Source organism: Kitasatospora albolonga (assembly GCA_002082585.1).
In the GTDB taxonomy this organism is placed as follows: domain Bacteria; phylum Actinomycetota; class Actinomycetes; order Streptomycetales; family Streptomycetaceae; genus Streptomyces; species Streptomyces stephensoniae.
Map to the genome: position 1 here is coordinate 4587722 of CP020563.1, position 25429 is coordinate 4613150.

The window sequence follows — 25429 nt, forward strand, 5'->3', positions numbered from 1 at the left end:
GCCGTCAGGAGCCCCGACCGCGCACTGCGCACCGCACCGGGCGGCCGCGGCCTACGCCGTCAGACCGTCCGCTTCCGCTTCCGCCTTCGCCCGGGCCTCCGCCTCGGCCTCGGCCTGCGCCTGGGCCGCGTGCCGCTTGAGGGCGGCGTCGCGCCCGCGGACGTACCAGATGCCGATCAGCCCCAGTCCGGCACCGGCCAGCGGGGTCCATACCCACCAGGTGTGCCCCCGGTCGGCGAACCAGCCGTAGAAGGGGAGCTGGGCGAGGAAGAGGACGAACCAGAGGATCGTGCCGCCCACGATGGTGGAGACGACGGGGCCCTCCAGGGGCTCGGGCGCCTCGTGCTTCGGTGTCCACTTCTCCATGAGTTCAGTGTATGGGGCCCCTGTACGGCAGGCCGGGGGGCCGTTCGTCCTCAAGGAACCCGAGGGTCCGTGCAGGGCTCCCAAGGGTCTACGCGCGGAGATAGCGATCTTCGCCTGATGTATTCATACTGAATCTGCTTTGGGCTGGCTCGATTCGTTCGTCTGAACATCCAATGTCGATCACTTTTGCGCCCCTTGCTCTCACCTCTCCGCGCCCCACCCCTACGTACGACTGAGGTCACCCATGCCCCCCTCGGCCACCGCTCCGGTCGACTCCCCGCAGCCCTCGGCCCCGCAGCCCCAGGGCGGCCTGGACCGGTTCTTCAAGATCTCCGAGCGGGGGTCGACCGTCGCGCGCGAATTCCGCGGCGGGTTCGCCACGTTCTTCGCGATGGCGTACATCATCGTGCTCAACCCGATCATCCTGGGCAGCGCGAAGGACATGTACGGCCACCAGCTCGACAACGGCCAGCTGGTCACCGCCACCGTGCTCTCCGCCGCCTTCTCCACGCTCCTGATGGGTGTCATCGGCAATGTGCCGATCGCGCTCGCGGCCGGGCTCGGCGTCAACACCGTCGTCGCGCTCCAGCTCGCCCCCCGGATGAGCTGGCCGGACGCGATGGGCATGGTCGTCCTCGCGGGCATCGTGGTCATGCTGCTGGTCGCGACCGGGCTGCGGGAACGCGTGATGAACGCCGTACCGAAGTCGCTCCGCAAGGGCATCGCGATCGGTATCGGCCTCTTCATCCTGCTGATCGGCCTCGTCGACTCGGGCTTCGTCTCGCGCATCCCGAACGAGGCCCACACCACCGTGCCGCTCCAGCTCGGCGCCGACGGCCACCTCACCGGCTGGCCGATCCTCGTCTTCGTGCTCGGCGCGCTGCTCACGCTCGCGCTGATCGTGCGCAAGGTGCCCGGCGCGATCCTGATCTCGATCATCGCCATGACGCTCCTCGCCGTGGTCATCGACGCGGTGGCGGGCCTGCCCGAGGGGGCCTGGGGCCTGACGACGCCCGCATGGCCGGGGAACCCGGTCTCCGCGCCGGACTTCGGGCTGCTCGGTGAGGTCAGCCTCTTCGGCGGCTTCGCCAAGGTCGGCTATCTGACCGGCATCCTGTTCGTCTTCACCGTGCTGCTGTCCTGCTTCTTCGACGCGATGGGCACCATCCTCGGTGTCGGTGACGAGGCCAAGCTGATGGACGAGAACGGCACCTTCCCCGGCATCAACAAGGTGCTGTTCGTGGACGGCATCGCGGTCGCCTCGGGCGGTGCGACCTCCGCCTCCGCCACCACCTGCTTCGTGGAGTCCACGGCGGGCGTCGGAGAGGGCGCCCGCACCGGACTGGCGAGCGTGGTGACCGGTCTGCTCTTCTCGGTGGCGCTGTTCCTCACACCGCTGGCGACCATGGTCCCGTCGCAGGCGGCCACCCCCGCCCTGCTGGCGGTCGGCTTCCTGATCATCGCGGGGTCGGTACGGGACATCGACTGGAGCGACTACACGCTGGCGGTCCCGGCGTTCCTGGCGATGGTGATGATGCCGTTCACGTACTCGATCACCAACGGCATCGGCATCGGCTTCATCGCCTTCTCCGTGCTGCGGCTGGCGGCGGGCCGGGGCCGTGAGGTCCCGATCGCGATGTACGTGGTGTCGGCGGTCTTCGTCTTCTACTACGCGATGCCGGCGCTCGGCCTCACGTGATCGGGTCCCTCGTCACCGCGGGGCCCGTCGGCCCGCAGAGCCCCTCCGTCTCCCCGTAGAACTTCTCCGTCTCGTCGACGGCCGCCTTGAAGCGTTCGTCGAAGTCGTCGCGCATGAGCGTCCGGACCACATAGTCCTGGACGCTCATGCCGCGTTTCGCGGCGTGCTGCCGGAGCCGGTCGAGCAGCTCACCGTCTATGCGCAGGCTGAGCACTGTCGATCCCATGCCAAGCAGGGTCCCCGCCCGGGGGCGCTTTTCACCTCGCTTTCCGCCCCCATCTCACTCTTTCGGGTGATCTGTTTCTCGCCCACGCATAACCGAGTGGTATTTAGATTGGGTAATGAGTTACGCTAACGAACATGCCTGACCTGATCCACGACGGCGAGAGTGCCGCCGCCGTGAGCTCCCTCCGCTCGGCCGTGATGCTGCTGGGCCGGCGCCTGAAGCACCAGCGCGTCGACGAATCGCTGAGCCCCACCGAGATGTCGGTGCTCGGCACCCTGGCCCGCTGCGGTTCGGCCACCCCCGGTGAGCTGGCCCGCAAGGAGCATGTGCAGCCTCCGTCGATGACCCGCATCGTCGCGCTGCTGGAGGCGAAGGGACTCGTCAGGCTGGAACCGCACCCCGATGACCGTCGGCAGAAGGTCGTCAGCCAGACCGAGCAGGCCGAGGCCATGCTCGCGGAGAGCCGCTCCAAGCGGAACGCCTGGCTGGCCCAGCTCGCCGAGGGCCTGGACGAGGACGAGTGGGAGATGCTGCGGGCCGCCGCGCCCGTGTTGGAGAAGCTCGCCCACCTGTGACCCCGCGGGCGCGACGCCGGTGACCGCCCCGGCCGTACACCGCTGTACGGCCGGACCGATCACCGCCGGAGCGCCCGTCGTCACGTCCTCGTCGGACCGCACGCCGCAGACGTACGAGGAGATGAACCCTTTTGAGTACGGGACCCGGAGCAGACTCCGCCCCCGCACCGACTTCCACCCACGAGAGCACGACCGGCGGGACCTTCTCGTCGCTGAAGATCCGTAACTACCGCCTGTTCGCCACGGGCGCCGTGATCTCCAACACCGGTACCTGGATGTCCCGCATCACGCAGGACTGGCTCGTCCTGAGCCTGACGGGTTCCGCCACCGCCGTCGGCATCACCACGGCCCTCCAGTTCCTGCCCATGCTGCTCTTCGGCCTGTACGGCGGTGTCATCGCCGACCGCCTCCCGAAGCGGCAGATCCTGCTCGTCAGCCAGGCCATGCTCGGCCTGTGCGGTATCGCGCTGGCCGTCCTGACCCTGACCGGGGCCGTCGAGGTCTGGCACGTCTACCTGGTCGCCTTCCTGCTCGGCATGGTGACCGTCGTCGACAACCCGGCCCGCCAGTCGTTCGTCTCCGAGATGGTCGGCCCCGCGCAGCTCCGCAACGCGGTCAGCCTGAACTCGGCGAACTTCCAGTCCGCCCGGCTCATCGGCCCCGCCGTCGCGGGTGTCCTGATCACCACGGTCGGCAGCGGCTGGGCGTTCCTGCTCAACGGCCTCTCCTTCCTGGCCCCGCTCATCGGCCTGCTGATGATGCGGACGAACGAGCTCCACCCCTCGGTGCGGGTGCCCCGCGCCAAGGGACAGCTGCGGGAGGGGCTGCGTTACGTCAAGGGCCGCCCGGAGCTGATCTGGCCGATCGTCCTGGTCGGCTTCGTCGGCACGTTCGGCTTCAACTTCCCGATCTGGCTCACCGCCTTCGCCGACGGGGTCTTCGACGGCGGCGCCGGGATGTACTCGTTCTTCAACATCCTGATGGCCGCCGGTTCGCTGGCCGGAGCGCTGCTCTCGGCCCGCCGCCGCTCCACGCGGCTGCGGATGCTGGTGGCGGCGGGCACGGCGTTCGGCCTGCTGGAGATCGCCGCCTCACTGTCCCCGAGCGTCTGGCTGTTCTCGCTCCTGCTGGTCCCGATCGGCATGCTGGGCCTGACGACGAACATCACCGCGAACACGAGCGTGCAGATGGCGGCCGACCCGGAGATGCGGGGCCGGGTGATGAGCCTGTACATGATGGTCTTCGCCGGGGGTACGCCGGTGGGCGCCCCGATCGTCGGCTGGATCAGCGACACGTACGGCGCCCGCGTCGGCTTCGCGTCCGGCGGCGTGATCTCGGTGATCGCCGCCCTGGCCGTCGGCTTCGCCCTCGCCCGCGTCGGCGGTCTCCGCCTGAAGGTCGACCTCCGCCCGGGCCGCCCGCACGTCCGCTTCGTCCCGCGCGAGCGGCTGACGACGGCGGCGTGAGGTACGCGAAAGGCGCCCGCTTCCCGATGTTCCGGGAGGCGGGCGCCTTTCGCGTGTCCGGGTCAGTCGCGGGGGAAGGCGTCGGTCGCGAGGGTGAGACCGACGACGGTCGACGTCAGGTCGACCGGGGTGCCGAAGTCCAGGCTCAGGACGCTGCGGTACTCGTCGCCCTTCGGGAGCGTGTGCAGGTGCCAGGTCCCGGTGTACGGGTCGACGATGAGGTACACGGGGACCTCGGCGGTGGCGTACACGGCCTTCTTGGCGCCGTAGTCGTTGGCGCCGGTGCTGCGGGAGATCACTTCGGCGACGAACTCGATGTCCTGGTAGCGCCAGCGGCCGTCGTCGCCCTTGACGGCGTCGGAGGCGAGGGCGACGACGTCGGAGGCGAAGCCGTTGAGGAGACCGGGGAAGTCGATGCGTACGTCGGTCTTCAGCTGCCGGCGTTCGTAGGTGGTGCGCAGCTGCTCCAGGATGTCGAAGGTGATCTCCCAGTGCGTGTCCCGCTGCGGCGACATGTAGACGTTCCCCTCGACGATCTCGACCTTGAATCCCTCGGGGGTGGGCTCAAGCCACTCGAACATCATGTCCAGGGTGCGCTCGTCGCTGATGTCGGCCATGTCGATCCTGTCGTCTACGACGGTCATCGTGCCGCTCCTCCCCGCTGCCGCACGGGCGCGCGGGCAGCCGCGTAGTACAACGATAGGCCCGGCTCCTCGGACACGCCCGGACCCGCGTTACTTCCGCCCGGGGCCGTGCGGTGGTACGGGCGGGCTGGGCGCGGGGCCGGTGGGCGGTGCGGTTAGGCTCGAAGGGTGGACCCGAAGACCAGAAACCGCATCATGGCGGCCGCGCTCGTGCTCATGTTCCTCGTCGTCGCCGTGTCGGCCGCCTTCGGCAGCTGAGGCGGGCGGGGCGGCCGGTGCCGACGGCGTACGCGTGCCGGGCGCGGGCGGTGCCCCCGTACCGAGCTGAGCCAGTACCACCGCACCGATGACCCCCGCCGCGCCCAGCAGCTGGAGCGGTCCCAGCGTCTGCCCCATGAAGAGGTAGCCGAGGACCGTGGCGCACAGGGGCGAGGCGAACGACAGGAACGAGGCGGCGAGCGCCGGCAGCCGCGCTATGCCGTTGAACCACACCACGTACGCGAGCAGCGCCCCGATGACGCTCAGGTAGGCGAAGCCGCCGACGTTGCCCCAGGTCAGGTGGTCGGGAAGCGGTTCGCCGAGCAGGGTGACGGGCAGCAGGACGAGGCCGCCGACGGTGAGCTGCCACCCGGTGAACGCCAGCAGCGAGACCCCTTCGGGCCGCCCCCAGCGCTTGGTCAGCACGATGCCCGTCGCCATGCACACGGCCCCCAGCAGTCCGGCGAGTACGCCGACGCCGTCCAGGGCGGCCTGCGGCTGGAGGACCAGGAGCGCGACCCCGGCGGCGGCGAGCAGACAGGCGCCGATGTGCAGGAGCCGTATGCGGGCGCCGAGCAGGAGGGCGCCGAGGAGCAGCACGATCATCGGCTGGACGGTCATGACGAGGGCCGCCACCCCGCCGGGCAGGTGGTAGGCGGCGAGGAAGAGGAAGTAGAAGAAGGCGCCGATGTTGAGGACGCCGAGCACGGTCGCGCGCAGCCACCAGATGCCCCGGGGCAGGACGCGGGTCATCAGGAGCAGGACCAGCCCGGCGGGCAGGGCGCGCACGGTGGAGGCGAGCAGGGGCCGGTCGGGCGGCAGGAACTCGGTGGTGACCAGGTAGGTGGAGCCCCAGACGGCGGGGGCCAGGGCGGTGAGGAGGGAGATCCTGACCAGGCGTTGGTCGGTCATGGCGGGCTCCTGGGGGTCGGGCGGGGCCGTACGGGGCGGTCGGGTGGTCGGGCGGTGCCCGTACGGGGCGGTTCGTACGGGGGTCGGCGGACCCCGGCCCCGTACGAACCGTCGATCATTCGACGTCGAACTATCTCCCATCGAACGAAAAAGTACGGCAGGGAGTAGGCTGACGTCAAACAGTTCGACGTGGAACTATCCGGCGGGAGCGTGGCCGGGAGCCGGGCGGAATGAACAAGGTGGGCCCCATGCGTGACTCGGTCGACGACTTCCTGGACCAGTGGGCCGCCCTGCGGTCCGATCTGGACCTGGAGGCCATGGGGGCGGTGGGCCGGCTCCTGCGGCTGCACCGGCTCCTGGACAGGGAGGTCGGCGGGTACTTCGCCGGGCACGGCATGGAGCGCTGGGAGTTCGACGTCCTCGCCACGCTCCGCCGCAGCGACCGCCCGCTCACCCCCAAGGAGCTCGCCGCGAACGTCATGGTGAGCTCCGCCGCGCTGACGAACCGGATCGACCGCCTCGCCGCCCGCGGCCTGGTCGTCCGGGAGGCCGTGCCCGGCGACCGCCGCAGCCTGTACGTCACGCTCACCGACGCCGGACGCGCCCTCGTCGACAGCACGGTGGAGGGCCATGTGCGCAACGAGCGCCGGATACTCGCGAACCTGAGCGCGCAGGACTGCGAGGAGCTGAACCGGCTGCTGCGGACGCTGGTGAACACGCTGGAGAAGGACAGCTGAGGGCGGGGCGGAGGCGGACCTCGGCCACTCGGCCGACGCGTCCTTGCCTGGAGTGGGCTCGAAGGAGTTGGCTGGGGCGTCATGAAGTACACACAGCTCGGACGCACCGGACTCAAGGTCAGCCGACTCGTCCTCGGGACGATGAACTTCGGCCCGCAGACCAACGAGTCGGACAGCCACACGATCATGGACTCCGCGCTCGGCGCGGGCCTGAACTTCTTCGACACCGCCAACGTCTACGGCTGGGGCGAGAACAAGGGGCGCACCGAGGAGATCCTCGGCACCTGGTTCGCCCAGGGCGGCGGACGCCGCGACAAGGTGGTCCTGGCCACCAAGATGTACGGGAACATGGCCGCCGACGGCGAAGCCTGGCCCAACCACGACAAGCTCTCCGCCGTGAACATCCGGCGGGCGGTCGACGCCTCGCTCAAGCGGCTCCAGACGGACCGCATCGACGTCTACCAGTTCCACCACGTCGACCGGAACACCCCGTTCGAGGAGATCTGGCAGGCGATCGACGTCCTGGTCCAGCAGGGCAAGATCCTGTACGCGGGCTCCTCGAACTTCCCCGGCTACAAGATCGCCCAGGCCAACGAGCAGGCGGCCAGGCGCGGTTCGCTCGGCCTGGTCAGCGAGCAGTGCATCTACAACCTCGCCGAGCGCCGCGCCGAGATGGAGGTCATCCCGGCCGCGCAGGAGTACGGCCTCGGGGTCATCCCCTGGTCCCCGCTCCACGGCGGCCTGCTGGGCGGCGTCATCAAGAAGGAGGCCACGGAGGGCCGCCGCGCCTCGGGCCGCTCGGCCGACGCCCTGGCCAACAGCACGGTCCGGTCCCAGGTCCAGGCGTACGAGGACCTGCTCGAGAAGCACGGCCTGGAACCCGGCGAAACGGCCCTGGCCTGGCTGCTGACCCGCCCCGGCATCACGGGCCCGATCGTCGGCCCCCGTACGACGGAACAACTGGAAAGCGCCCTGCGCGCACTGGAGTTGGAACTCCCCGAGGCGGTACTCACCGGCCTGGACGAGATCTTCCCGGGCCCGGGCCCGTCCCCGGAGGCATTCGCCTGGTAGCTTTCCGCGCAATACCGTGCGGCCGTCGCTCCTGATGTGGGGCGGCGGCCGTATGCATGCGCCGACCGGAATGATCCGAAAAGGAGTGCGCGGGATATTTCGCTAATTCGGAGACCATCCTGACGGGGCCTATTTTCATGGACATGCCCCAGTGGCTCGATGTAGTGTCGAGAGGGTCCCGGGTGTGACCGTAAAGGAACTCTGGAGAGTATTTCCGTGACCCGGGTTCGCGCGATCGCCGAACGGGGGCGTTAGCGGACTTGTTCGGGAATTTTGACGGGGGAGGGGATCTGCCGAGATGGGCCATGTGGTGCTGCGGCGAGTTTCCTGGATGGTGTTCTGCTGGGTGGCCATTGTGGGTATGGGGATCGGCGGGATCATCGCCGTCTTCGCGGTCAGCTCTGCGAACGGGTTCCGGGAGGGGTGGCAGGGGATACCCGCTTTCCTGGCCATCATGGGATTTATCGGGAGGATCGGGAACTGCAAGGTGATTCTGCGTGACGATGAGCTCGCCGTGGTCAACCCTCTGCGGACCTACATTCTCCCGAAATCGGCTGTCCGTGGCGTATCGGTCAACGACGGCGGTACGCTCCGGTTCCACCTCGATGATGACCGGAAAATTTATTCCTTCGCCTTCGGGGGGTCCCTCATCGACCGCTTCGTGGGTTCGAGCGGAAAGGCGGAGCGGAAGGCCGAGACGTGGCTGAGGTCCGACCGCGCGGAGAGCGCGGCAGGGGCTGAGGCCGTGGCCCCTCAAGCCCGCTGGACGCGGTGCGCCAGCGCTGACGCGGCGATCGTTCTCGGCGTTGTCGTGGCGGCCGTCGGGGGCATCTGGATGGCTTTCACCAGCAGTTGACGGCTGCACCGCGGGAGGCCGCGGCGTGCGGCGTAGCCTGGCCGTGTGAACGTGACTCCACGGGTCCTCGCCGTCCTGAACGGCATCCTCGCCTCCGCCGCTCCCGACGAGCGCGGGGCGTTGTGGCAGCTGGCCGAGCCGGGGCGGGAGCTGGACGCCAATCTGGTGCGGCTGCCGGCGGGTGCCGAGGTCGGGGAGCACCAGGAGGACGTGCTCGACGTGCTCCTGGTCGTGCTGGCGGGCGGCGGGCACCTGCGTACCGGTAGCGGGGACGGGCCCGAGGGCCTGGAGCTGGGCGGCTCCACCGTCGTCTGGCTGCCCCGTACCTCCCGCCGCTCCCTCCTCGCGGGCCCCGACGGGCTCACGTATCTGACCGTCCACCGCCGCCGCCCCGGCCTCGCGATCAAGGCGCCGGGCGGGGCGTACGAGGGCGGCGAAGGGCCCTGCATGCTGGACCGGGTCTGCCCGGGGTGCGGGCGGCTCTCCGACGATGCCGCCCCGGTCTTCTGCAGCCGCTGCGGGGAGCGGTTCCCGGAGCGGTGAGCAGGGGGGGCGGGGGGAGCCCACCCCGCCCCCCGCTCACCGCCCCCTCAGTACCCCTTGCACTCCGTCAGGTCCGGGCGGCCCGGCGGGTTCTTCTTGCCCATCAGGCCGGACAGGTTCTTCCGGTACATGTCCTCCCAGACCTTCCCGGCCAGCACGTCCCGCAGCGCCGCGCACACCTCGCCCTTCAGGAGCGGGGTCTTGGGGCGCATCGCCACGCCGTACCCCTCCGCGCCCTGGATGTTCTCCAGCCGCCGCACCTTGCCCGGGTTCGCCTTCTCGTAGCCCGCGAGGATGATGTCGTCCGAGGCCACCGCGTAGACGTCGGACGTCACGTCCAGCAGCTTGTCCAGGCAGTCCTGGTACGTGTTGGGCTGCGAGTCCGTCAGGGTGAAGCCCCTCTTGGGCAGCTCCTTCTCGTACGTCGACTCCCGCGCCGTGCACACCTCGACCTTGAGCCGGCGCAGGTCGCTGGAGTCGTTGATCGTGTACTTGCTGGACTTCTCGCGCACCAGGAACCCCCGGCTCGCCTCGTAGTACGGGCCCGCGAAGTCGACGCTGTAGCCGCCGGGCGTCGCCGTCTTCCGGTCGTCCGTGATGCTGTACGAGGCGATGACGAGGTCCACCTGCTTCGTCTTGAGAGCGGTGCTCCGGAGGTCGGACGCGACCGTGGTGAAGGAGACCTCGTCCCTGTCATACCCCATGCGTTCGGCGATCGCGTAGGCCAGGTCGATGTCGTAACCCGCGTACGTCTCCGTCTTCTCGTCGTACTTGCTCAGGCCCGGCTGGTCGTCCTTGACGCCGATCTCCAGGGTGGGGTGCGTGTCCTTCCATCTCTCCGGCTCGCCCCCTCCCTGACCGCCCGACGCGGTGTCGTTGCTGCCGGGCCCGGTCCCGGTGCTGCCGCCCGGATCGTCGCCCTTCGCCACCAGCCAGCCCGCCGTGGCCAGCAGCGCCACGCAGAGCGTCGCCGTCGCCGCCTTCAGCCAGGGCCACTTCCGGCGGCCGGGGCCGGGGCCGGGGTGCGCCTGCTGCTCGGGCGGGGCCGTCGGCCCGAGGGGTTCGGGGCCGGGGGCAGGGCCCGAGGCGGGCTCCGAGGCGGTCGTCGGGGGGTGTGCCGCCGGGCTCGTCGGGCCTGCCGCGCCCGTGTGCGGCGTGAGGGGGTCGCCGAGCACCTCCCGGAGCATCGCGTCCGCCGTGGCCGCGTCCAGCCGTTCGCGCGGGTCCGTGATCAGCAGCCCCTGGATCACCGGGCCGAGGGGACCGGCGTACCGCAGGACCGGGTCCGGGGCGCGCCGGATGTTCTCCTGGACCTCCCAGACCTCGCCGCCGCCGAAGGGAACGCGTCCCTCGACCATCTCGTACAGCGTGATCCCCAGCGCCCACAGGTCGGAGGCGGGGGTGGGGCCGGGGGAGCCGGGGGTGAAGAGTTCGGGCGCCAGGTACGGGGGCGTGCCGATGACGCTGCCGGACCGGGTCACCTGCTCCGCGCCCTCGAACGTCGCGATCCCGAAGTCCACCAGGACGGCCACCCCGTCGTCCCGGACCAGCACGTTGCCCGGCTTCACATCGCGGTGGACGACCGAGGCCGCGTGCACCGCGCGCAGGCCCCGGAGGATCTGGAGGGCGATGCCCGACGCCCTCGGGACCGTGAACAGCCCTTCGGCGCGCAGCAGATGAGCCACGGACCGGGCTTCGAGCAGCTTCATCACGATCCAGACCTGGTTGTCGGTCTCGACCTGGTCGTGGACGGTCACCACGTTCGGATGCTCGATCTTGGCGATGGCCTCCGCCTCCCGCCGCGCCCGGCGCATCGCGGCGGCCTGGGTTCCGGCGGTCATCGCGTTCCGGTCGAGCAGCCCCTTGACGGCGACGAAGCGGCGGAGCCGCCGGTCATGGGCCTTCCACACCTCGCCCATCCCGCCGCTGCCGATGGGCTCCCGCAGCTCGTAGCGGTCATCGATCACCAGGTGCGGGCTGCCGGGGGCGGGTGAGTCGGCGGGAGACCACATCTGCGGTGCGCCGGGGTCCGCGCGCTGGAGACCGTCGCCCGCCCAGCGCTCGTCGGAGCCACTGACAGCCCCGTCGTCGGCTCTGCCGGGACCGGCCCCGGCCCCGGTTCCGGCCCTGTCTTCGCTGTGCATGCGACCCCCTGTGCACTACATGGACCCCGTCACAGTAGACGTTCCGTCAGAAGTACACAGCGGGAGCGGAGATGGCGCTGTTCCCCGCCCTAGGAAGCCGCCCCGCCGTTGCTCTTCAGCAACTGCCCGTTGACCCACTGGCCTTGCGGAGAGCAGAGGAAATCCACCAGATGCGCCGTGTCCTTCGGGGTGCCCGTGCGGCCGAGCGGGGTGCTCCGGGCGAGCTCCTCCCGCAGCCCGTCTTCCATCCAACCGGTGTCCACCGGGCCGGGGTTGACGACGTTGGCCGTCACCCCGAGGTGGGCCAGTTCATGCGCGGCGGCCTGCGTGATGCGGTCCAGGGCGCCCTTGCTCGCGCCGTACGGCAGGTTGCCCACGGTGTGGTCGCTCGTGAGGGCGACGATGCGGCCCGCGACCGCGTCCGGTTCGCCGCGGAATCGGAGCCCGTACTCGCGAATCAGCAGCCAACTGGCCCGCGTGTTCACGGCGAAGTGCCGGTCGAACGCCTCCACGGTGGTGTCCAGCAGCCCCGAGTCCACCGACTCCGCGTGCGAGAGGACGAGCGCGGTGACCGGGCCGAGGCGCTGCTCCGCCGCGTCGAAGATCCGGGTCGCGGCGTCGGGGTCGCAGAGGTCCGCCTCGATCGCCGCCGTACGGGCTCCGGAGTCCTCCAGCTCCCGAGCGATGGCCGTGGCGGCCCCGTCCTCGGCGCCCCACGTCATGCGCCGGTCGTACGGGGTCCAGTAGGTGAAGGCGATGTCCCAGCCGGAGGCGGCGAGCTGCCGGGCGATGCCCGCGCCGATGCCGATGCTGCGTCCGACACCGGTGATGAGCGCGATGGGGCGGGTCTGGTCCAGATGTGCCGAAGGCTGTTCGTTGATCGTCACGTGTCGATCATTTGTGACCCGTACGGGTACGTCAACGGCTTTCCCGGCCGCCTCCCCGGCCCCACCGCACCCCCTCTGAGCTGCACCGACCCATCTTCCTGGTGGGCCGACGCGATCTTTGTGTTTCCCCGGGGCCGGGGCGCGCTCCTAGCGTGGAAGACGGAAACTGCACCGGAAGTGAACGAAAGCGTCCGCATGCAGTCGAACGCCGCATATCGAGATATGCGGCCGGAGCAGAGAGGTATCGACCATGAGCGAGCAGCAGCCCCTGAACGGCAAGACCGCGGTCGTCGCCGGAGGCGCCAAGAACCTCGGCGGCCTCATCAGCCGGAGCCTGGCCGAGGCCGGGGCCAACGTCGTCGTGCACTACCACGGGGAGAACACCGCCGCCGATGCCGAGAAGACGGCGGAGGCGGTACGGGGCACGGGCGCCCAGGCCCTCGTCGTACGGGAGGACCTGACCCGGGTCGAAGGCGTACGCAGCCTCTTCGACCAGGCGCTCGACGCCTTCGGCGGGGTGGACGTGGCCGTGAACACCACCGGCATGGTGCTCCGTAAACCGATCGGGGAGACCACCGAGGAGGAGTACGACCGCATGTTCGCGATCAACTCCAAGGCGGCGTACTTCTTCCTCCAGGAGGCGGGCGCCCGCCTCAACGACGGCGGGCGGATCGTCAGCCTCGTGACCTCCCTGCTCGCCGCCTTCACCGACGGGTACGCCACCTACGCGGGCGCCAAGGCCCCGCTGGAGCACTTCACCCGGGCGGCGGCCAAGGAGTTCGCCCCGCGCGGGATCGCCGTGAACAATGTGGCCCCGGGGCCGATGGACACGCCGTTCTTCTACCCGCAGGAGACGCCGGAGCGGGTCGAGTTCCACAAGTCGCAGGCCATGGGCGGCAGGCTGACGGAGATCGAGGACATCGCGCCGCTGGTGAAGTTCCTGGTCACCGAGGGCGGCTGGATCACCGGTCAGACGATCTTCGCCAACGGCGGCTACACGGTCCGCTGAGCTCCTTCCCGTACGCCGGGAGAGCTGAGCCCCTCCCGGCGCACGGGAGAGCTGACCCCCTTTCCGGCGTACGGGAGAACGGAAGGCCCGCGTGACCCTGGACCTGCACAAGCTGGAACACCTCGTCGCCGTGGCGGAGGAGGGCGGGTTCACCCGGGCGGCCGAACGGCTGCACCTCAGCCAGCAGGCGCTGAGCACCTCCATCCGCACCCTTGAGCGGTACGTCGGCGTCCAGCTCCTGGACCGCGGCCACCAGCACGTCACCCCCACCCCCGCCGGGCAGGCCCTGATCGACGACGCCCGCGCGCTCCAGGCCCAGGCGCACGCCGCCCTGGAGCGCGCCCGGCGCATCGGCCGGGGTCAGGCCGGGCACCTGCGCATCGGCCACACCCCGGCGGTCACCGCGGAGGAGGTGGTGGAGCTGCTGACCCGGGCCCGTACGGAGGAGCGGGGCATACAGGCCCACGTACGCCAGCTCTTCCCCGACGAGCTGCGCGACCAACTCCTCACCGGGGCCTGCGATGTGGGCCTCAGCCGGTCCATGCCCGCCGACACCGGCCTCACCCGCGCCCGGATCGCCGAACACCGCCTCCGGGTCGCCGTCCCCGCGGGCCACCCGCTCGCCACCCGGCCCGCGGTGGCCCTGGCCGACCTGAGCGGGGAGCCGCTGACGGTGTGGGGCGAGCCGGGCTCGTCCGCGTACACGGACCTCCTGATCGGCCTGTGCCGCCAGGCGGGCGTGGAACCCGACACCCGGCGCAACCCGGTGCAGGGCACCCCGCCCCTCACCGCCGTCAGCGCGACCGGCCGCATCGCCTTCGTCACGGCACCCCCGGGCCCGGCGGCGGGCGGCACGGCCCACGTCATCGACCTGGACCCGCCGGTCCATGTGCCCGTCCACGCGCTGTGGCCCGCGCACACGACGTGCCGGGACCGGGACGTGTTCCTCAGCCGGGCGGGGGAGGGCCAGGGCTCCTTGCCGGGGTGAGGAGGGGCGGCGCTGACCCGGACTCGTACAACTCCTGGCCGACTCGTACAGGTGCCGTACAGGTGCCGTACGAGGTCGGCAGATGCCGTACGGGGGGCGCCACCCACCCCCCGTATGAACGCCGCATGTCTCCCGGCCGCCCCGTACAACCCTCCCGCCCCACCAGCGGTCTCACCTGCACCGGACGATGCGTACGCCGGGTCGCGAGCCCCGGCGGGAGCCGGGTCCGGCGCCCCTGCGCGGTCGGCCCGGAACACCGAACCCGGGCGGCCCGATCGGCGTCGTCCCGCGTGCTGTAGGAGAAGAAGACACGCATGCAGCAGCACCTCCGTACCACCGTTGTGACCATCGCCTCGGCCGCCCTCGTCGGCGGTCTGCTCCTCGTCGGCGGGGGCAGCGCCGCCGCCGCGCCGTCCGGGATATCCGGCGACTTCAACGGCGACGGCTACCGTGACCTCGCCATCGGCGCGCCCCTCGGCAAGGCGGGCAAGAAGGCGAACGCCGGATACGTGGCCGTTGTCTACGGCACGAAAAAGGGCCTCGACCGGTCCAAGCGCACCATCATCAGCCAGGCGAAGACCACCATCCCGGGCACCCCGGAGGGCGGCGACTACTTCGGCGACCGTCTCACCACCGGTGACCTGGACGGCGACGGCTACACCGACCTCGTCATCGGCGTGCACTCCGAGCGGATCGGCAAGAGCAGCTCCTACGGCACCATCACCGTCGTCTGGGGCGGGCCGAAGGGCCTGTCGAAGGGCGTGGACATCTCCTCGCCGCTGCCCAAGTACCGCAGCGAGCTGGGCTGGTCCCTCGCCACCGGCGACTTCGACGGTGACGGCCGCACCGACCTGGCCGCCGTGAACATCGCCGCCCCCGAGCTGAACATCTTCAAGGGGCCGATCTCCCGCAAGGGCAAGGCGGCGGGCCTCGTCGGCATCGACACCCAGGACCAGACGGGGATCAACGCCGACCGGATCATCGCCGGGAACGTCAACGGCGACCGCGCCACCGACCTCCTGGTCATGGGCCAGCAGGCGAAGGGGAACGGGTACATCACCCGTAGCGTCCTCTACAAGGGCGGAACGGCGGGCCTCAAGCCGGCCGGGAAGGTCGCCGGGGGGTACGAGGCGGTGATCGCCGACGTCAACAAGGACGGTTACGGCGACATCGTCACCGGCAACTTCATGGAGAAGTCCGCCGAGGAGCCCAACGGCGGCCCCGGAGGCGCGGTCACCGTGACCTACGGCAGCGCCGCCGGTCTCTCCACCCGTACCCCGGTCCGTATCACCCAGTCGACCGCCAAGGTCCCCGGCACCGCCAAGAAGGGCGACCGCTTCGGCTGGAGCCTGTCGGCCGGGGACACCAACGGCGACGGCTACGCGGACATCGCGGTCGGCGTCCCGGGCAAGGACGTCGCGGGGAAGACCGACGCGGGCGCGGTGGTCGTGCTGCGCGGCTCCGCCAAGGGGCTGACGGGCACCGGTTCGAAGGGCTTCACCCAGAACACGGCCAAGGTGCCCGACACCTCCGAGGAGCGCGACCAGTTCGGCGCCTCCGTCCTGCTGACCGACAGCAACAAGGACCGCCGCGCCGAGCTGGTCGTCGGAGCCTTCGCCGAGAACAACGGCGCGGGTGCGGTCTGGCTCTTCAAGACCACCAAGAGCGGCATCACCGCCACCGGCTCGACCGCCTTCGGGGCGACGGGGGTGGGCGGGCCCAAGGGGCTGTCGTACTTCGGTGATGTTCTCGCCGGATAGCGCGTGCGGGTCGCGTGTGGGTGAAGGGCCCGGCCCCGGGGTTCGGCCCTTCACCCACACGCGGGGGACCGCTCGACATGCGGCGGCGGGCAGGCCGACAGAGACTCGGTACGGATGGATCACCGGGGACACCCGTTCCCGGCCGGGCCGAGGAGGAGCAGCAGCATGACCACATCGATCAGTGACCCGGTGGTGGAGAAGTTCGTCGCCGCCGTCAACGCGGGCGACAAGAACGCCTTCACCGCCGTCCTCACCGAGGACGCCACGATGTCCGACGACGGCAGCGAGCGGGACCTGGCCGCCTGGACGGAGAAGGAGATCTTCTCCCCGCAGGCGAACGGCCGCATGAAGGTCGTGGACGCCTCGGACGGCGGCCGCACCCTCGTCGTCGACTACACGAACGACGCCTGGGGCACGATGCGGACGCGCTGGGTCTTCACGGTCACCGGCGACCGCATCAGCCGCTTCGAGACGGGGCAGGCACCGGCCTGAGCGAGCGGAGAGCGGCCGTCACGCTGGCCACTGCGTGGCCCGTCATGCAGGTCCCGTCACGTGTGTCCCCCGACAACGAATCTTGTGGGACAAGGGGCCCTAGCCTTCGCAGGCTGGTATGAAGCGGTCACGGGGGCCCCTATGTATGTGGTCAAGGCCGCAGGCCAGTAGGTTCGGGTGGTCGAGGGCGGGGCCGAGCTGTAGGGGTGGGTGGGCATGGGGGATAGTCGGATCACGATCGAGCTCACGGCTGATGAGGCGCTGGTGCTGTCGCATTGGCTGGAGAAGCTCCAGATGACGGACCTCAGTCGTGTTGTCGACGATCCGGCGGTCTGGGCGCCGATCCATCGGATCGCCGGGACGTTGGACAAGGTGCTGCCCGAGCTGTTCGCGCCCGATGACGACCGGCGGCTCGAGGCGGCTCGTCAGCGGTTGCGGCCGGAGGACTGACGGATCGGTTTGGCCTCCTCAGCATCCCGTCCAACTCCACGCCGACCACAGCGTCCCCGCAGGGCCGACCTGCGGCTTCTGCCTGCCCCCCATGGAATCCGCCTCAGCCGCCCGCCGTCGGCCGTGGTGCTCGCACGCCTGCCGACAGGCCGCCTACCGAGCACGCGAACTCGGCGAGATTCCCGGGCCGGCTCACACAAGGTTCCGGGCCGGGGCGGCCGGTCAGTCAGCGTCAGCTGGGGTCGCTGACGAACAGGGGATCGAGCGGGTCGCCCTCGTACCCAACAACAAGGCACGCCTCGGCGACGGGCCCTCGGGAGAGCTCCACGAGCCGGGCCAGGGCTGCGGCCTCGGACGGCAGTCCGGCCGGATCGAGGCCGAGCGCCCGGGCCGCGCAGTCGCGTCGCCGGTCGAGGTCGGGCATGTCCTCCCGGTACTCGTCGGCGACCGCCTGGAGTTCTCCGGCTGTCCGTCCGGGAGCATCACGCCACCACGGTGCCACCAGACACAGCCGCACCAGCTCCGGCAGTCCGAGGGCGAGCGGTCCGGCCTCGCCGTCGAGGCTGACGTACACCACGGGGCGTTCCTCTCCGCCCTCGCCGACGAAGCAGAACGCGTCACCCGAGGCCGCCCGCGCAAACTGCTCCAGCCGGGCTCCGGAGGCAAGCCGGACCCCGTCTTCCAGCTCCTGGTCGGCGGGGTCCGTCGCGTCGAGATCCGCAACACCGGCGAAGAAGTCGATGACCTCGTGGTCAGCACCCAGGAGGGGCAACAACGCGCCGTGGTGGGCGGGTACGTCGGCCGGTGCCCTCAATCCGTTCACCCGGCAACCGTAACTGGGGCCTCCGACAGCGGCGGCGCCAGACCGCCAGGGGCCTGGGCAGGGACAGGGACAAGGGGCGAGGCCCGCAGACGTAGGTGCGCTGAGACTGGTCAGGGTCCGATAGGACGGGACAGCACGAGCAAGATTCAATGTCACGAAACCGGTAGTCGCCACGCTCCGACAGCAAACGGGCAAGATCCGATGACACAGGACAACGCGGGTCCCTTCACGCAGGTCCCCGTCACGTGGGCTGTCACGCGGAGGGCCGCGTCACCTGCCCGCGTCACCCGCCCGCATCATCCGCCCCGCAGCCACGGCCGCAGCTTCTCCGGGTTCCGGACCACCCAGATCCGGTTGACGCGGCCGTCGTCGGCGAGATCGAACGAGGCCACGGTCATGACGGTCCCGGCGCGCCGGGCCACCAGCCCCGGCGCCCCGTTGACCGACCGCTCCAGGAGTTCGAGCCCCGGGGCCCTGTCCGCGATGGCGACCATGTACTGCGCGATGCGCGCGCCGCCCTCGATCGGCCGCAGGGCCGTACCGACCAGGCCGCCGCCGTCGGCGGTCATCACGGCGGACGGGTCGAGGAGGTCGACGAGGGCGGCGATGTCCTTGGCTACCCAGGCTTCCTTGACCCGCCGTACGGAGGCGGCCTGTTCGACCACCGCCGCCGCTCCTCGCCCCGCCGAGGGCATCGGGGCCCGCCCGTCGCGCACGCGTCGCCGGGCGGAGGCCGCGAGCTGCTTGCAGGCCGCGGGGGTGCGGCCGAGGATGTCGGCGATCTCGGCGAAGGGGTAGCGGAAGACGTCGTGCAGGACGAACGCCACCCGCTCGGCGGGCGTCATCGACTCCAGTACGACCAGGAAGGCCATGGTCACCGACTCGTCCAGGACCATCTGGTCGGCGGGGTCCGCAGCCCCTTCTCCCCGCCCGAACCCCCACTCGGCACGGTCGGGCAGCGGCTCGGGCAGCCACGCCCCGACATAGCGCTCCCGCCGGGCCCGCGCCGAGCCGAGCACATCCAGGCAGATACGACCGGTCACCGTCGTCAGCCAGGCACCGGGGGAGAGGACCTCGTCCTGCCGGCCGCGCGGCAGGGCGTACCAGCGGGCGTACGCCTCCTGCACGGCGTCCTCGGCCTCGGCCAGCGACCCGAGCAACCGGTAGGCCACATTGATCAGTTGACGCCGCTCACCGGCCACCGTACCGACGCCCGCCCCATCTGCCCCCATGCCTGAACGCCCCCTCGCCTTACCTTTCGCGCGTCTGTGCCGTCGGACTGGTGAAGACCTTATCGATCGGCCAAGTGCCCAGGTTCGGGCAGGAAAAGAGGACCGTGACATGGCCACTCGGGCGACGGCAACGACGGCAACAACAACGACAGCACGGCAGCAGCACCGCTTCCGCTTCTCGTTCCTCCAGGTCGCGGTCGCCCTTCAGACCTTGACCATCTTCGTCCAAGCGGTCTCCGCAGGGCTGCTGTTCACCACGACGTACGGGGAGATGCTGCACAGCGTCGGGGCGCGGGTGATGTACGGGGCGTCGATGCTGTACGTACTCGCGGCGTTGCTGGCCTGGAGGTTGGGCGGGGGTTCGCCCCGGCCGGTCTGGTACGCGACCGGCTTCCTGGTCCTCGCCTCGGTCCAGGTGGCGGTGGGCATCGCGCACCTTTCGTCGGTCCATCTCCCCCTGGGCGTGCTGATGTTCGGGCTGAGCGTGCTGGCACTGGTGATGACGCTGCCGTCGGTGAGGCGCGTCTGATGTCCGGTGGCGCGTCCGACGTCCGGCGGCGCACGGAGGTCAGAAGAGAGCGCGGATCAGCAGCCCCGGGATCAAGAACAGCGCGAAAGGGGCAAACACCACCGTCAGCGCCGCGCACACGCAGGTAACGAGGGCCATCCACAGGGGCGCCAGGATTCCGAGCGGATTGTCGCTGTCCACGACTCCTTGGACGTACCAGACCTTGCGGTACGGCAGGGGGGCCACCGCCGGACCGCCCACCGAACGCCGGTACTCGTGCCGACGGCCCGTCACATCGGTGACGGCGAAGACGTGATAGTGCTTCCCCTGTTTACTGGTCTGTCGGCGTACGAAGGGGGCCCGCACTCGTTCGCCTCGACGCGCTGTCCGCCACAGGACCGAAAGGTGGGAGTAGGTGGCGGATGCGAAGAGACAGCCAACGGCGCCCAGGGCGGTGCCGAGGAAGGAGGCGAACAGAACACCTGCGATACCGTCGAGCGGCTTCCCCCACAAGCCGTCGACGCCGCCCGTCGCGTACAGCGCGACCGCGTGGACGGTCAGCAGAGCGAGCAGGCCCCTCAACGCGAGCTGCTTGCCGGTGTACCGCTCCCGCAGCCGTGGCTTCCTGCCGGGCACGGGGGCATCGCGCAGGGGAGCGGCTGCGACAGGCGCCGCCCGCTTCTGCGGTACGGGCCTGCTTCCGGCGGCCGGTGTACGCGTCGACGGGGATGAGCCGGGACCGGCGCCGTGGGCCGGGGCGCCGACGGCAGGCCCGTCCCCCTCGGAGAGGCGTACCGCGTCCGCCGCGCACACCGCGATCATCCGCACCGCACCGCCGCCCGGCGCCCACGGGTGCTCGCTGACGGAGGGGCCGTGGCGAGGATCGAAGAAGCAGAGCGGAAGCCGCTCGGGCAGGGGCTTCCCCGACAGCCGCGCGTCCAGACAGGCCAGGGCGTGCCGCCCCTCGTCCAGCGCGCGGAGCGCACCCAGGTTGTCCGGGCGCCCCGGCGAGGGGAGAAGCCGCCGCCCTGCGCCGGAACGCCGCCGCCCCGCCCCGAGACTCCGGGTCGCCTGCTCATACGCGTCCAGGGCCCGCCGGTAATCGGCTACCGCGTCCGCGTCGGCACCGGGTTGCCCGGGGACGAACGTATGGGCGGTGAGCAACTCGCCGAAGGCGGTGATCTCCTCGTCCAGGCGGACGGTCTCATCCCGCTGCTGCCTTCGACTCCCGTGCCCCTGGCGATTCTTCAGCACCTGTGCCCCCTAACACCTGCTGTCAGTCTGCCTGACCGAAGCCGAAAACGGGACGGGGATGGGGGCGGCGACGGGGACAGCGGCGGCGACGGGGACGGGGGACAGGTGCAGGGACAGGGACGGAGACGGTGACCTGACCGGATACCGCCGTCCTCCTGTTCGAGACCTGTTCCCGATCGCGTACATGTGCATGCGCTGCGCTAATCTCTCTGGGCGCAGAAGCGGAACGCAGATGGACGGGGGAGCCGTGTCGCATTCGGAGCGCTGGCAGGAGATGTTCGGACCGACCGACGAGGGGCCCGCGACGAGGCTCGCCTCGGCGGCCTCCGACCCCGGGACCGGCACGGGCGGAACCGGAAGGCTCAAGCACAGCAAGGGCCCCTGGGTCAGCGCCTCCGGCACGGCCGGGGATCTGCGTACCCGGGCGGAGAAGAGCAGGTCGGCGCTGGGGCCCGGCCACGAGGGCATCGACGCGGGGGCCGCCGGCCTCAGCTCCGTCGCGGCCCTCAAGAGCGTGCTGACGTCCTGGGAGGAGCGCCTCCAGGCGGTGCGGGACGAGTGCGAACAGCTCAAGGGGACCTTGCTGACGGTCGCCGGGGAGATGGGCGAGACGGAGCGCGCGGTCGACAGGTCCCTCAAGGCCGTCGACACCGTTCACGGGGCGGACGCGAAGCGGTGACCGGAACCCTCACCTGGCAGCTGCTGCGCGACCTCAAGACCTCCGAGTTCACAGAGGCAAGCAAAAAATGGCACGAGGTCTCGGGCCGTTCGGCCTCCGACCGGGTACGGGTCGACCGTGCGATGTCCGCGAAGCTCCGCGAGACCCAGGAGAGCGACGCGGCGGAGGCGGCCCTCGGCAGGCTCCGGCGCCTCAGCCGCAACTTCCAGTACGTACACACCGAGTGCGGGCTCGTCCGTACCGCGCTCAACGGCCTGGCCGGTGATCTCGCCGAGCCCCAGAACCAGTTGAAGCGGGCCCTCGCGGACGCCGCCGCCCTGAACTTCACCGTCCACGCGGACGGTTCCGTCAGCTACCCGGCTGTCGAGGTCGAGGACGTGACCGGGGCGAAACAGGAGACCCCCGGCAGCAGGGCCCGGGGCAGCTCCCGCCTCCCACTGGAACCGCCCGGCCCCGGCCCGCAGGGGCAGCCGCCGCTGCACCCCGGCTACGGGGGCTTCAAGCCGCTGAACCCGAACGCGGCGAAGGCGCAGGACGTGGCCGACCGCATCGCCCGGGCCGTACGGTCCGCGCAGGAGATCGACGCCCGGTACGCGAAGACCCTCAACGGCCTGAGGGCGGAGAAGGGTCTCGACGTCACCGCGGCCACGCTGAAGGACGTCGCCCGGGACACCGCCGACGTCCGCTCCGCCGCCGGTATGCACCTCGGCGAGGGCATCCCGGAGGACAAGAGCCCCGCCGAGCGCAAGAAGTGGTGGGACGGCCTGACCGAAGAACAGCGACAGGAGTACCTGAAGGTCGCCCCGGACCTGATCGGCGACCTGGACGGCATCCCGGCAGCCGCCCGCGACGAGGCGAACCGCACCTACCTGCCGGTCCTCATGGACGAGTTGGCGCGACGGGGCGGCGACGACGCGAGGACCAAGCTCGACGCCCTCCGCATGATCCAGGAGAAACTGGACAAGCCGAGCCACCCGCCCATGTTCCTTCTGGGCATCGGAGACGAGGGCAACGGACGCGCGATCGTCTCGTACGGCAACCCGGACATGTCCCGCAACGTCTCGGCGTACGTTCCCGGTCTCGGCACCAAGCTCGACGGCGAGTTCGTCGAGGACACGATGAAGCGGGCCCAGGACACGGCCAGGGGAGCCCGGCGGGTGGACCCGTCCACTGCCTCGATCATCTGGCTGGGCTATGACGCCCCGCAGAACGTGGACGTGATGTCGAGGGGCGATGCGCAACGGGGTGCCCCGGCGTACAACGAGTTCATGGCGGGCATCTCGGCGACGAACAAGAACGCGGACCCGCATGTGACGGCGATCGGCCATTCCTACGGCTCACTCACCGTGGGCACGGCTGCCAAGGAGTCCGGCGGCATCCCGGGCGTCGATGACGTGATCCTGCTCGGGAGCCCTGGTGTGGACGCGCAGAAGGCGACGGAACTCGGTGTCGGCAAGGATCATGTGTTCGTCGGTGCCGCCGACAACGATCCGGTCACCCACTTGCCCACGAAGGACGAGGTGGCGCTCGGCTGGATCACTGGAGGCCCGGTGGGGCTCAGGACGGGACGCGACCTCTTCGACATCGGCAACGACGATCTGTACTTCGGCAAGGACCCGGCGAGCGCGGCCTTCGGAGCACAGCGCTTCGAGGTCAACGACGGACCCAGGATGATCCGCGACATGGGACTCTTTGACGCCCACTCCCAGTACTTCACTCCCCAAAAGGACCGGGTGTCGGCGGACAACATCGCCAACATCGTCGCAGGACGACCTGATGCCATCGTGAGGGAGAAGCATCGATGAGGCACATCACGCGGACCCTTCGACTGACCTGTGCGGCGGCTTTGGCTGGCTTGCTGCTTGCCGGATGCGGGCTGTTGGGTGGCTCCAAGAACGGAAATGGGGCACTGGAAGGCATGGACATGCAGGGCGCGGCTGAGCGTGCCGACGCGATGCTGTACGCGACGGTCGGGGCGATCAAGCCGGAGATCGAATGGGTTCACGACGGCACGACCACCGGCAGTTGTGATGTGACGCGCTACTGGACCGTGATGACGGTCGTCTCCGAACAGCGCCGGGGCAACTTCCTCGGCGTGGTCGAGCGTTTCTGGAAGGCGAGCGGATACCGGATCGACACGGTGAATCCGAGCAAGGACCTGCCAGCGATCTACGCCACGTCCAAGGACGGCTTCGGTATCACTGTCCTCTTCGGCTACAAGGGCCAGGCGTTCTTCGAAGTCACCAGCCCCTGCGTGGACAAGTCGGAGGTGGCCGCGCCCACGAAGGTGGCGAACGGTCGCGCGTACGAAGGCGAGATCCCCACCCCCAACGTCCGCTCCGCCTTCTGGTCCGCCGAGACGCCAGCGCCTGGCCCCACCCTCTCGCCCTGACCTCCTGACCTCCTGACCTCCCGGCCTGGTGTGAGCGGGCGCTGGGCGACGGTGTCACGCCGACTCGAGCACCAGCCAACTCCAGCGGACGCCGTCACCGCTGTGGAGCTCCGTGCGCTCACCCGGTCTGTCCGGAGTCCGAGTCTGTGATCCAGCGCCCTTCGGCGGAGTCGTGCACGTACGCCGGCCTCCCCCTGGTCCCGCTCGTGCGGAACGGCTTCCCGCCGTCCGTGATCCGCACCGTCCCCGTACGGCCCCCGGCGCTCCACTCCAGCTCCAGGTACCAGCGGCAGTCGCAGCCCGCCGTCCGCGCGGAGACCAGCAGCTCCTCGGGGTCGGAGGAGGTGACCTTGTACGGGAAGGAGACGGCCGGGATCTTCCGGGCCTCGGCGCCGGAAGCGTCAAGGCCGTCGACGGGCCTCGCGAGCGGGCGCGGCCGGTCGAGGTCCACGGCGAAGTGGCGCGGGGTGACGGCGCCGCCGCAGCCGTTGTCCATCCGGTACGCGTTCCACGGCAGCGGCGCGGCGCGGTCGACCACGCGCACGTGCAGGGCATGGAGGACGACGGCGTCGGACGGCGACCGGCCCTGGACCGTGATCCGCACCAGAGCCTCCCTGCCGTGCACGGCACCGTGCGTCCCGGCCCACTCCCCGGAGTCGGCCGCGACCGGCGGCGGGGCGACCGCGCGCGGGGCCCGGTCCACGAGGTAGGTGTGCCCGCAGCCGCCCTCCCAGAGCTGGGAACCGATGCTCCAGGTGAAGGGGAGGGGGGCCGCAGTCCGCCCCGGAGCGGTGGAAGCGGGAGCGGGGGCGGAAGCCGTACGGGTGGGGTGGCCGAGCAGGGCGGCGGCGAGGGCGAGCACGACGAGAGCGACGGTGGCGGCGACGAGGAGGAGGGGAGCGGGGGCGCCACGACGAGGGCGGGCGCGGGGCGCCTCCGGCACGGACGGATGATCTGCGGCGGACGGGTCCGGCGCGGTCGGGGCCGGGGCGGGGCCGGGGCCCGGTTCCGGCGCGGACGGTTCCGGGTTCGATTCCGGCGCGGCCGACACGGCCGGCACAGGCGTGGGCGCGGGCGAGGCCGCTCGGCGGCGGGCGCGGTCCGCCTCCGTCCAGGCCGCCTCCAGGGCCCGCCGTTCCTCCTCGTCGGCCCCGCACAGCAGGGCGAGGCGGTCGACCACGACGAACTCCTCCGGGACGGTCGCGCCCGAGCAGTAGCGGTGGAGGGTGGACGCGCTGACGCTCAGCCGTCGGCCCAGCGCCTCGTAACTCCTCCCGTCCCGCGCCTTCAGCGCGCGCACGAGCCCCGCGAACTCCTCGACGGCGGCGTCCTTCGGCATTCCATCCCCCTCGATCCTGCGTCCCACGCTTCACGTCCTTGCACGTCAGCGGGGGTGGAATGGTTCCGGGACGGCTGGTGGGCGCGTGATCGTTGCAGCCGACGGGCGTCGGCCCCACG

General features: G+C 70.6%; 26 protein-coding genes. 16 read left to right on the forward strand and 10 right to left on the reverse strand.

Annotated features, from left to right (window positions below):
- Positions 1-51: 51 nt before the first annotated feature.
- The gene (locus B7C62_20085) at positions 52-366 is read right to left on the reverse strand and encodes a DUF2530 domain-containing protein (GenBank protein ID ARF74278.1); all 315 of its coding nucleotides are present in this window, start codon (positions 364-366) and stop codon (positions 52-54) included.
- Positions 367-610: 244 nt separating this feature from the next.
- On the opposite strand from B7C62_20085, the gene B7C62_20090 reads away from it, so the two are divergent.
- Positions 611-2065 carry an MFS transporter gene (locus B7C62_20090; GenBank protein ARF74279.1) on the forward strand — a complete coding sequence of 485 codons (1455 nt, stop codon included), beginning with the start codon at positions 611-613 and terminating at the stop codon, positions 2063-2065.
- Here B7C62_20090 and B7C62_20095 read toward each other — a convergent pair.
- Positions 2058-2291, reverse strand: a complete 234-nt coding sequence (locus tag B7C62_20095; GenBank protein ARF74280.1) for a hypothetical protein — start codon at positions 2289-2291, stop codon at positions 2058-2060. The genes B7C62_20090 and B7C62_20095 overlap by 8 nt on opposite strands.
- Positions 2292-2425: 134 nt before the next feature.
- On the opposite strand from B7C62_20095, the gene B7C62_20100 reads away from it, so the two are divergent.
- Positions 2426-2866, forward strand: coding sequence for a MarR family transcriptional regulator (locus B7C62_20100; protein ARF74281.1), 441 nt, complete (start codon positions 2426-2428; stop codon positions 2864-2866).
- Positions 2867-2997: 131 nt separating this feature from the next.
- Positions 2998-4332: an MFS transporter gene (locus B7C62_20105; GenBank protein ARF74282.1), complete on the forward strand. Its 1335-nt coding sequence runs from the start codon at positions 2998-3000 to the stop codon at positions 4330-4332.
- A gap of 62 nt (positions 4333-4394) precedes the next feature.
- On the opposite strand, the gene B7C62_20110 is transcribed toward B7C62_20105, so the two are convergent.
- Positions 4395-4976, reverse strand: a complete 582-nt coding sequence (locus B7C62_20110; protein ARF74283.1) for a hypothetical protein — start codon at positions 4974-4976, stop codon at positions 4395-4397.
- 90 nt (positions 4977-5066) lie between these two features.
- Complete coding sequence (locus tag B7C62_20115; protein ID ARF74284.1) at positions 5067-6146, reverse strand: EamA family transporter; 1080 nt, start codon at positions 6144-6146, stop codon at positions 5067-5069.
- Between the two features lie 248 nt (positions 6147-6394).
- On the opposite strand from B7C62_20115, the gene B7C62_20120 reads away from it, so the two are divergent.
- The 4 genes from B7C62_20120 (at position 6395) to B7C62_20135 (ending at position 9353) form a co-directional block, all read left to right on the forward strand.
- Positions 6395-6883: a MarR family transcriptional regulator gene (locus B7C62_20120; GenBank protein ID ARF77283.1), complete on the forward strand. Its 489-nt coding sequence runs from the start codon at positions 6395-6397 to the stop codon at positions 6881-6883.
- Positions 6884-6964: 81 nt separating this feature from the next.
- Entirely contained in the window at positions 6965-7954 is a 990-nt protein-coding gene (locus tag B7C62_20125; protein ARF74285.1) for an aldo/keto reductase, read from the forward strand.
- A gap of 298 nt (positions 7955-8252) precedes the next feature.
- A complete protein-coding gene (locus B7C62_20130) occupies positions 8253-8810 on the forward strand; it encodes a hypothetical protein (GenBank protein ID ARF74286.1) in 558 nt (185 codons plus the stop codon).
- Between the two features lie 45 nt (positions 8811-8855).
- The gene (locus B7C62_20135; GenBank protein ARF74287.1) at positions 8856-9353 is read left to right on the forward strand and encodes a hypothetical protein; all 498 of its coding nucleotides are present in this window, start codon (positions 8856-8858) and stop codon (positions 9351-9353) included.
- A gap of 47 nt (positions 9354-9400) precedes the next feature.
- On the opposite strand, the gene B7C62_20140 is transcribed toward B7C62_20135, so the two are convergent.
- Positions 9401-11497 carry a serine/threonine protein kinase gene (locus B7C62_20140; GenBank protein ARF74288.1) on the reverse strand — a complete coding sequence of 699 codons (2097 nt, stop codon included), beginning with the start codon at positions 11495-11497 and terminating at the stop codon, positions 9401-9403.
- An 89-nt stretch (positions 11498-11586) separates the two neighbouring features.
- Positions 11587-12384 carry a short-chain dehydrogenase gene (locus B7C62_20145; protein ARF74289.1) on the reverse strand — a complete coding sequence of 266 codons (798 nt, stop codon included), beginning with the start codon at positions 12382-12384 and terminating at the stop codon, positions 11587-11589.
- Between the two features lie 250 nt (positions 12385-12634).
- On the opposite strand from B7C62_20145, the gene B7C62_20150 reads away from it, so the two are divergent.
- The 5 genes from B7C62_20150 (at position 12635) to B7C62_20170 (ending at position 17083) form a co-directional block, all read left to right on the forward strand.
- The gene (locus B7C62_20150) at positions 12635-13393 is read left to right on the forward strand and encodes a short chain dehydrogenase (protein ARF74290.1); all 759 of its coding nucleotides are present in this window, start codon (positions 12635-12637) and stop codon (positions 13391-13393) included.
- Between the two features lie 91 nt (positions 13394-13484).
- The gene (locus B7C62_20155; protein ID ARF74291.1) at positions 13485-14381 is read left to right on the forward strand and encodes a LysR family transcriptional regulator; all 897 of its coding nucleotides are present in this window, start codon (positions 13485-13487) and stop codon (positions 14379-14381) included.
- A 314-nt stretch (positions 14382-14695) separates the two neighbouring features.
- Positions 14696-16141, forward strand: a complete 1446-nt coding sequence (locus B7C62_20160) for a hypothetical protein (GenBank protein ARF74292.1) — start codon at positions 14696-14698, stop codon at positions 16139-16141.
- Positions 16142-16306: 165 nt separating this feature from the next.
- Positions 16307-16633, forward strand: coding sequence for a hypothetical protein (locus B7C62_20165; protein ID ARF74293.1), 327 nt, complete (start codon positions 16307-16309; stop codon positions 16631-16633).
- A 216-nt stretch (positions 16634-16849) separates the two neighbouring features.
- Positions 16850-17083: a hypothetical protein gene (locus B7C62_20170; GenBank protein ARF74294.1), complete on the forward strand. Its 234-nt coding sequence runs from the start codon at positions 16850-16852 to the stop codon at positions 17081-17083.
- A gap of 232 nt (positions 17084-17315) precedes the next feature.
- Here the strand turns inward: B7C62_20170 and B7C62_20175 are convergent, their stop codons facing one another.
- Both B7C62_20175 and B7C62_20180 read right to left on the reverse strand, forming a co-directional pair.
- On the reverse strand, positions 17316-17858 hold the full coding sequence (locus tag B7C62_20175) for a hypothetical protein (protein ID ARF74295.1): 543 nt from the start codon (positions 17856-17858) through the stop codon (positions 17316-17318).
- Between the two features lie 344 nt (positions 17859-18202).
- Positions 18203-19138, reverse strand: coding sequence for an RNA polymerase subunit sigma-24 (locus B7C62_20180; GenBank protein ID ARF74296.1), 936 nt, complete (start codon positions 19136-19138; stop codon positions 18203-18205).
- Positions 19139-19247: 109 nt separating this feature from the next.
- Between B7C62_20180 and B7C62_20185 the strand changes: the two genes are divergently transcribed.
- Entirely contained in the window at positions 19248-19667 is a 420-nt protein-coding gene (locus tag B7C62_20185) for a hypothetical protein (GenBank protein ARF74297.1), read from the forward strand.
- Positions 19668-19706: 39 nt separating this feature from the next.
- Here the strand turns inward: B7C62_20185 and B7C62_20190 are convergent, their stop codons facing one another.
- Positions 19707-20900, reverse strand: coding sequence for a hypothetical protein (locus B7C62_20190; protein ID ARF74298.1), 1194 nt, complete (start codon positions 20898-20900; stop codon positions 19707-19709).
- Between the two features lie 274 nt (positions 20901-21174).
- Between B7C62_20190 and B7C62_20195 the strand changes: the two genes are divergently transcribed.
- From B7C62_20195 to B7C62_20205, 3 genes are read left to right on the forward strand one after another with little or no spacing between them, the layout of a single operon-like run.
- Entirely contained in the window at positions 21175-21579 is a 405-nt protein-coding gene (locus B7C62_20195) for a hypothetical protein (protein ID ARF77284.1), read from the forward strand.
- Positions 21576-23384 carry a hypothetical protein gene (locus B7C62_20200; GenBank protein ARF74299.1) on the forward strand — a complete coding sequence of 603 codons (1809 nt, stop codon included), beginning with the start codon at positions 21576-21578 and terminating at the stop codon, positions 23382-23384. Before B7C62_20195 ends, B7C62_20200 begins: the two co-directional genes overlap by 4 nt.
- Entirely contained in the window at positions 23381-23971 is a 591-nt protein-coding gene (locus B7C62_20205) for a hypothetical protein (protein ARF74300.1), read from the forward strand. The genes B7C62_20200 and B7C62_20205 overlap by 4 nt, the downstream gene beginning before the upstream one ends.
- 118 nt (positions 23972-24089) lie before the next feature.
- Here B7C62_20205 and B7C62_20210 read toward each other — a convergent pair whose 3' ends face one another.
- The gene (locus B7C62_20210; protein ID ARF74301.1) at positions 24090-25310 is read right to left on the reverse strand and encodes a transcriptional regulator; all 1221 of its coding nucleotides are present in this window, start codon (positions 25308-25310) and stop codon (positions 24090-24092) included.
- Positions 25311-25429 lie beyond the last annotated feature (119 nt).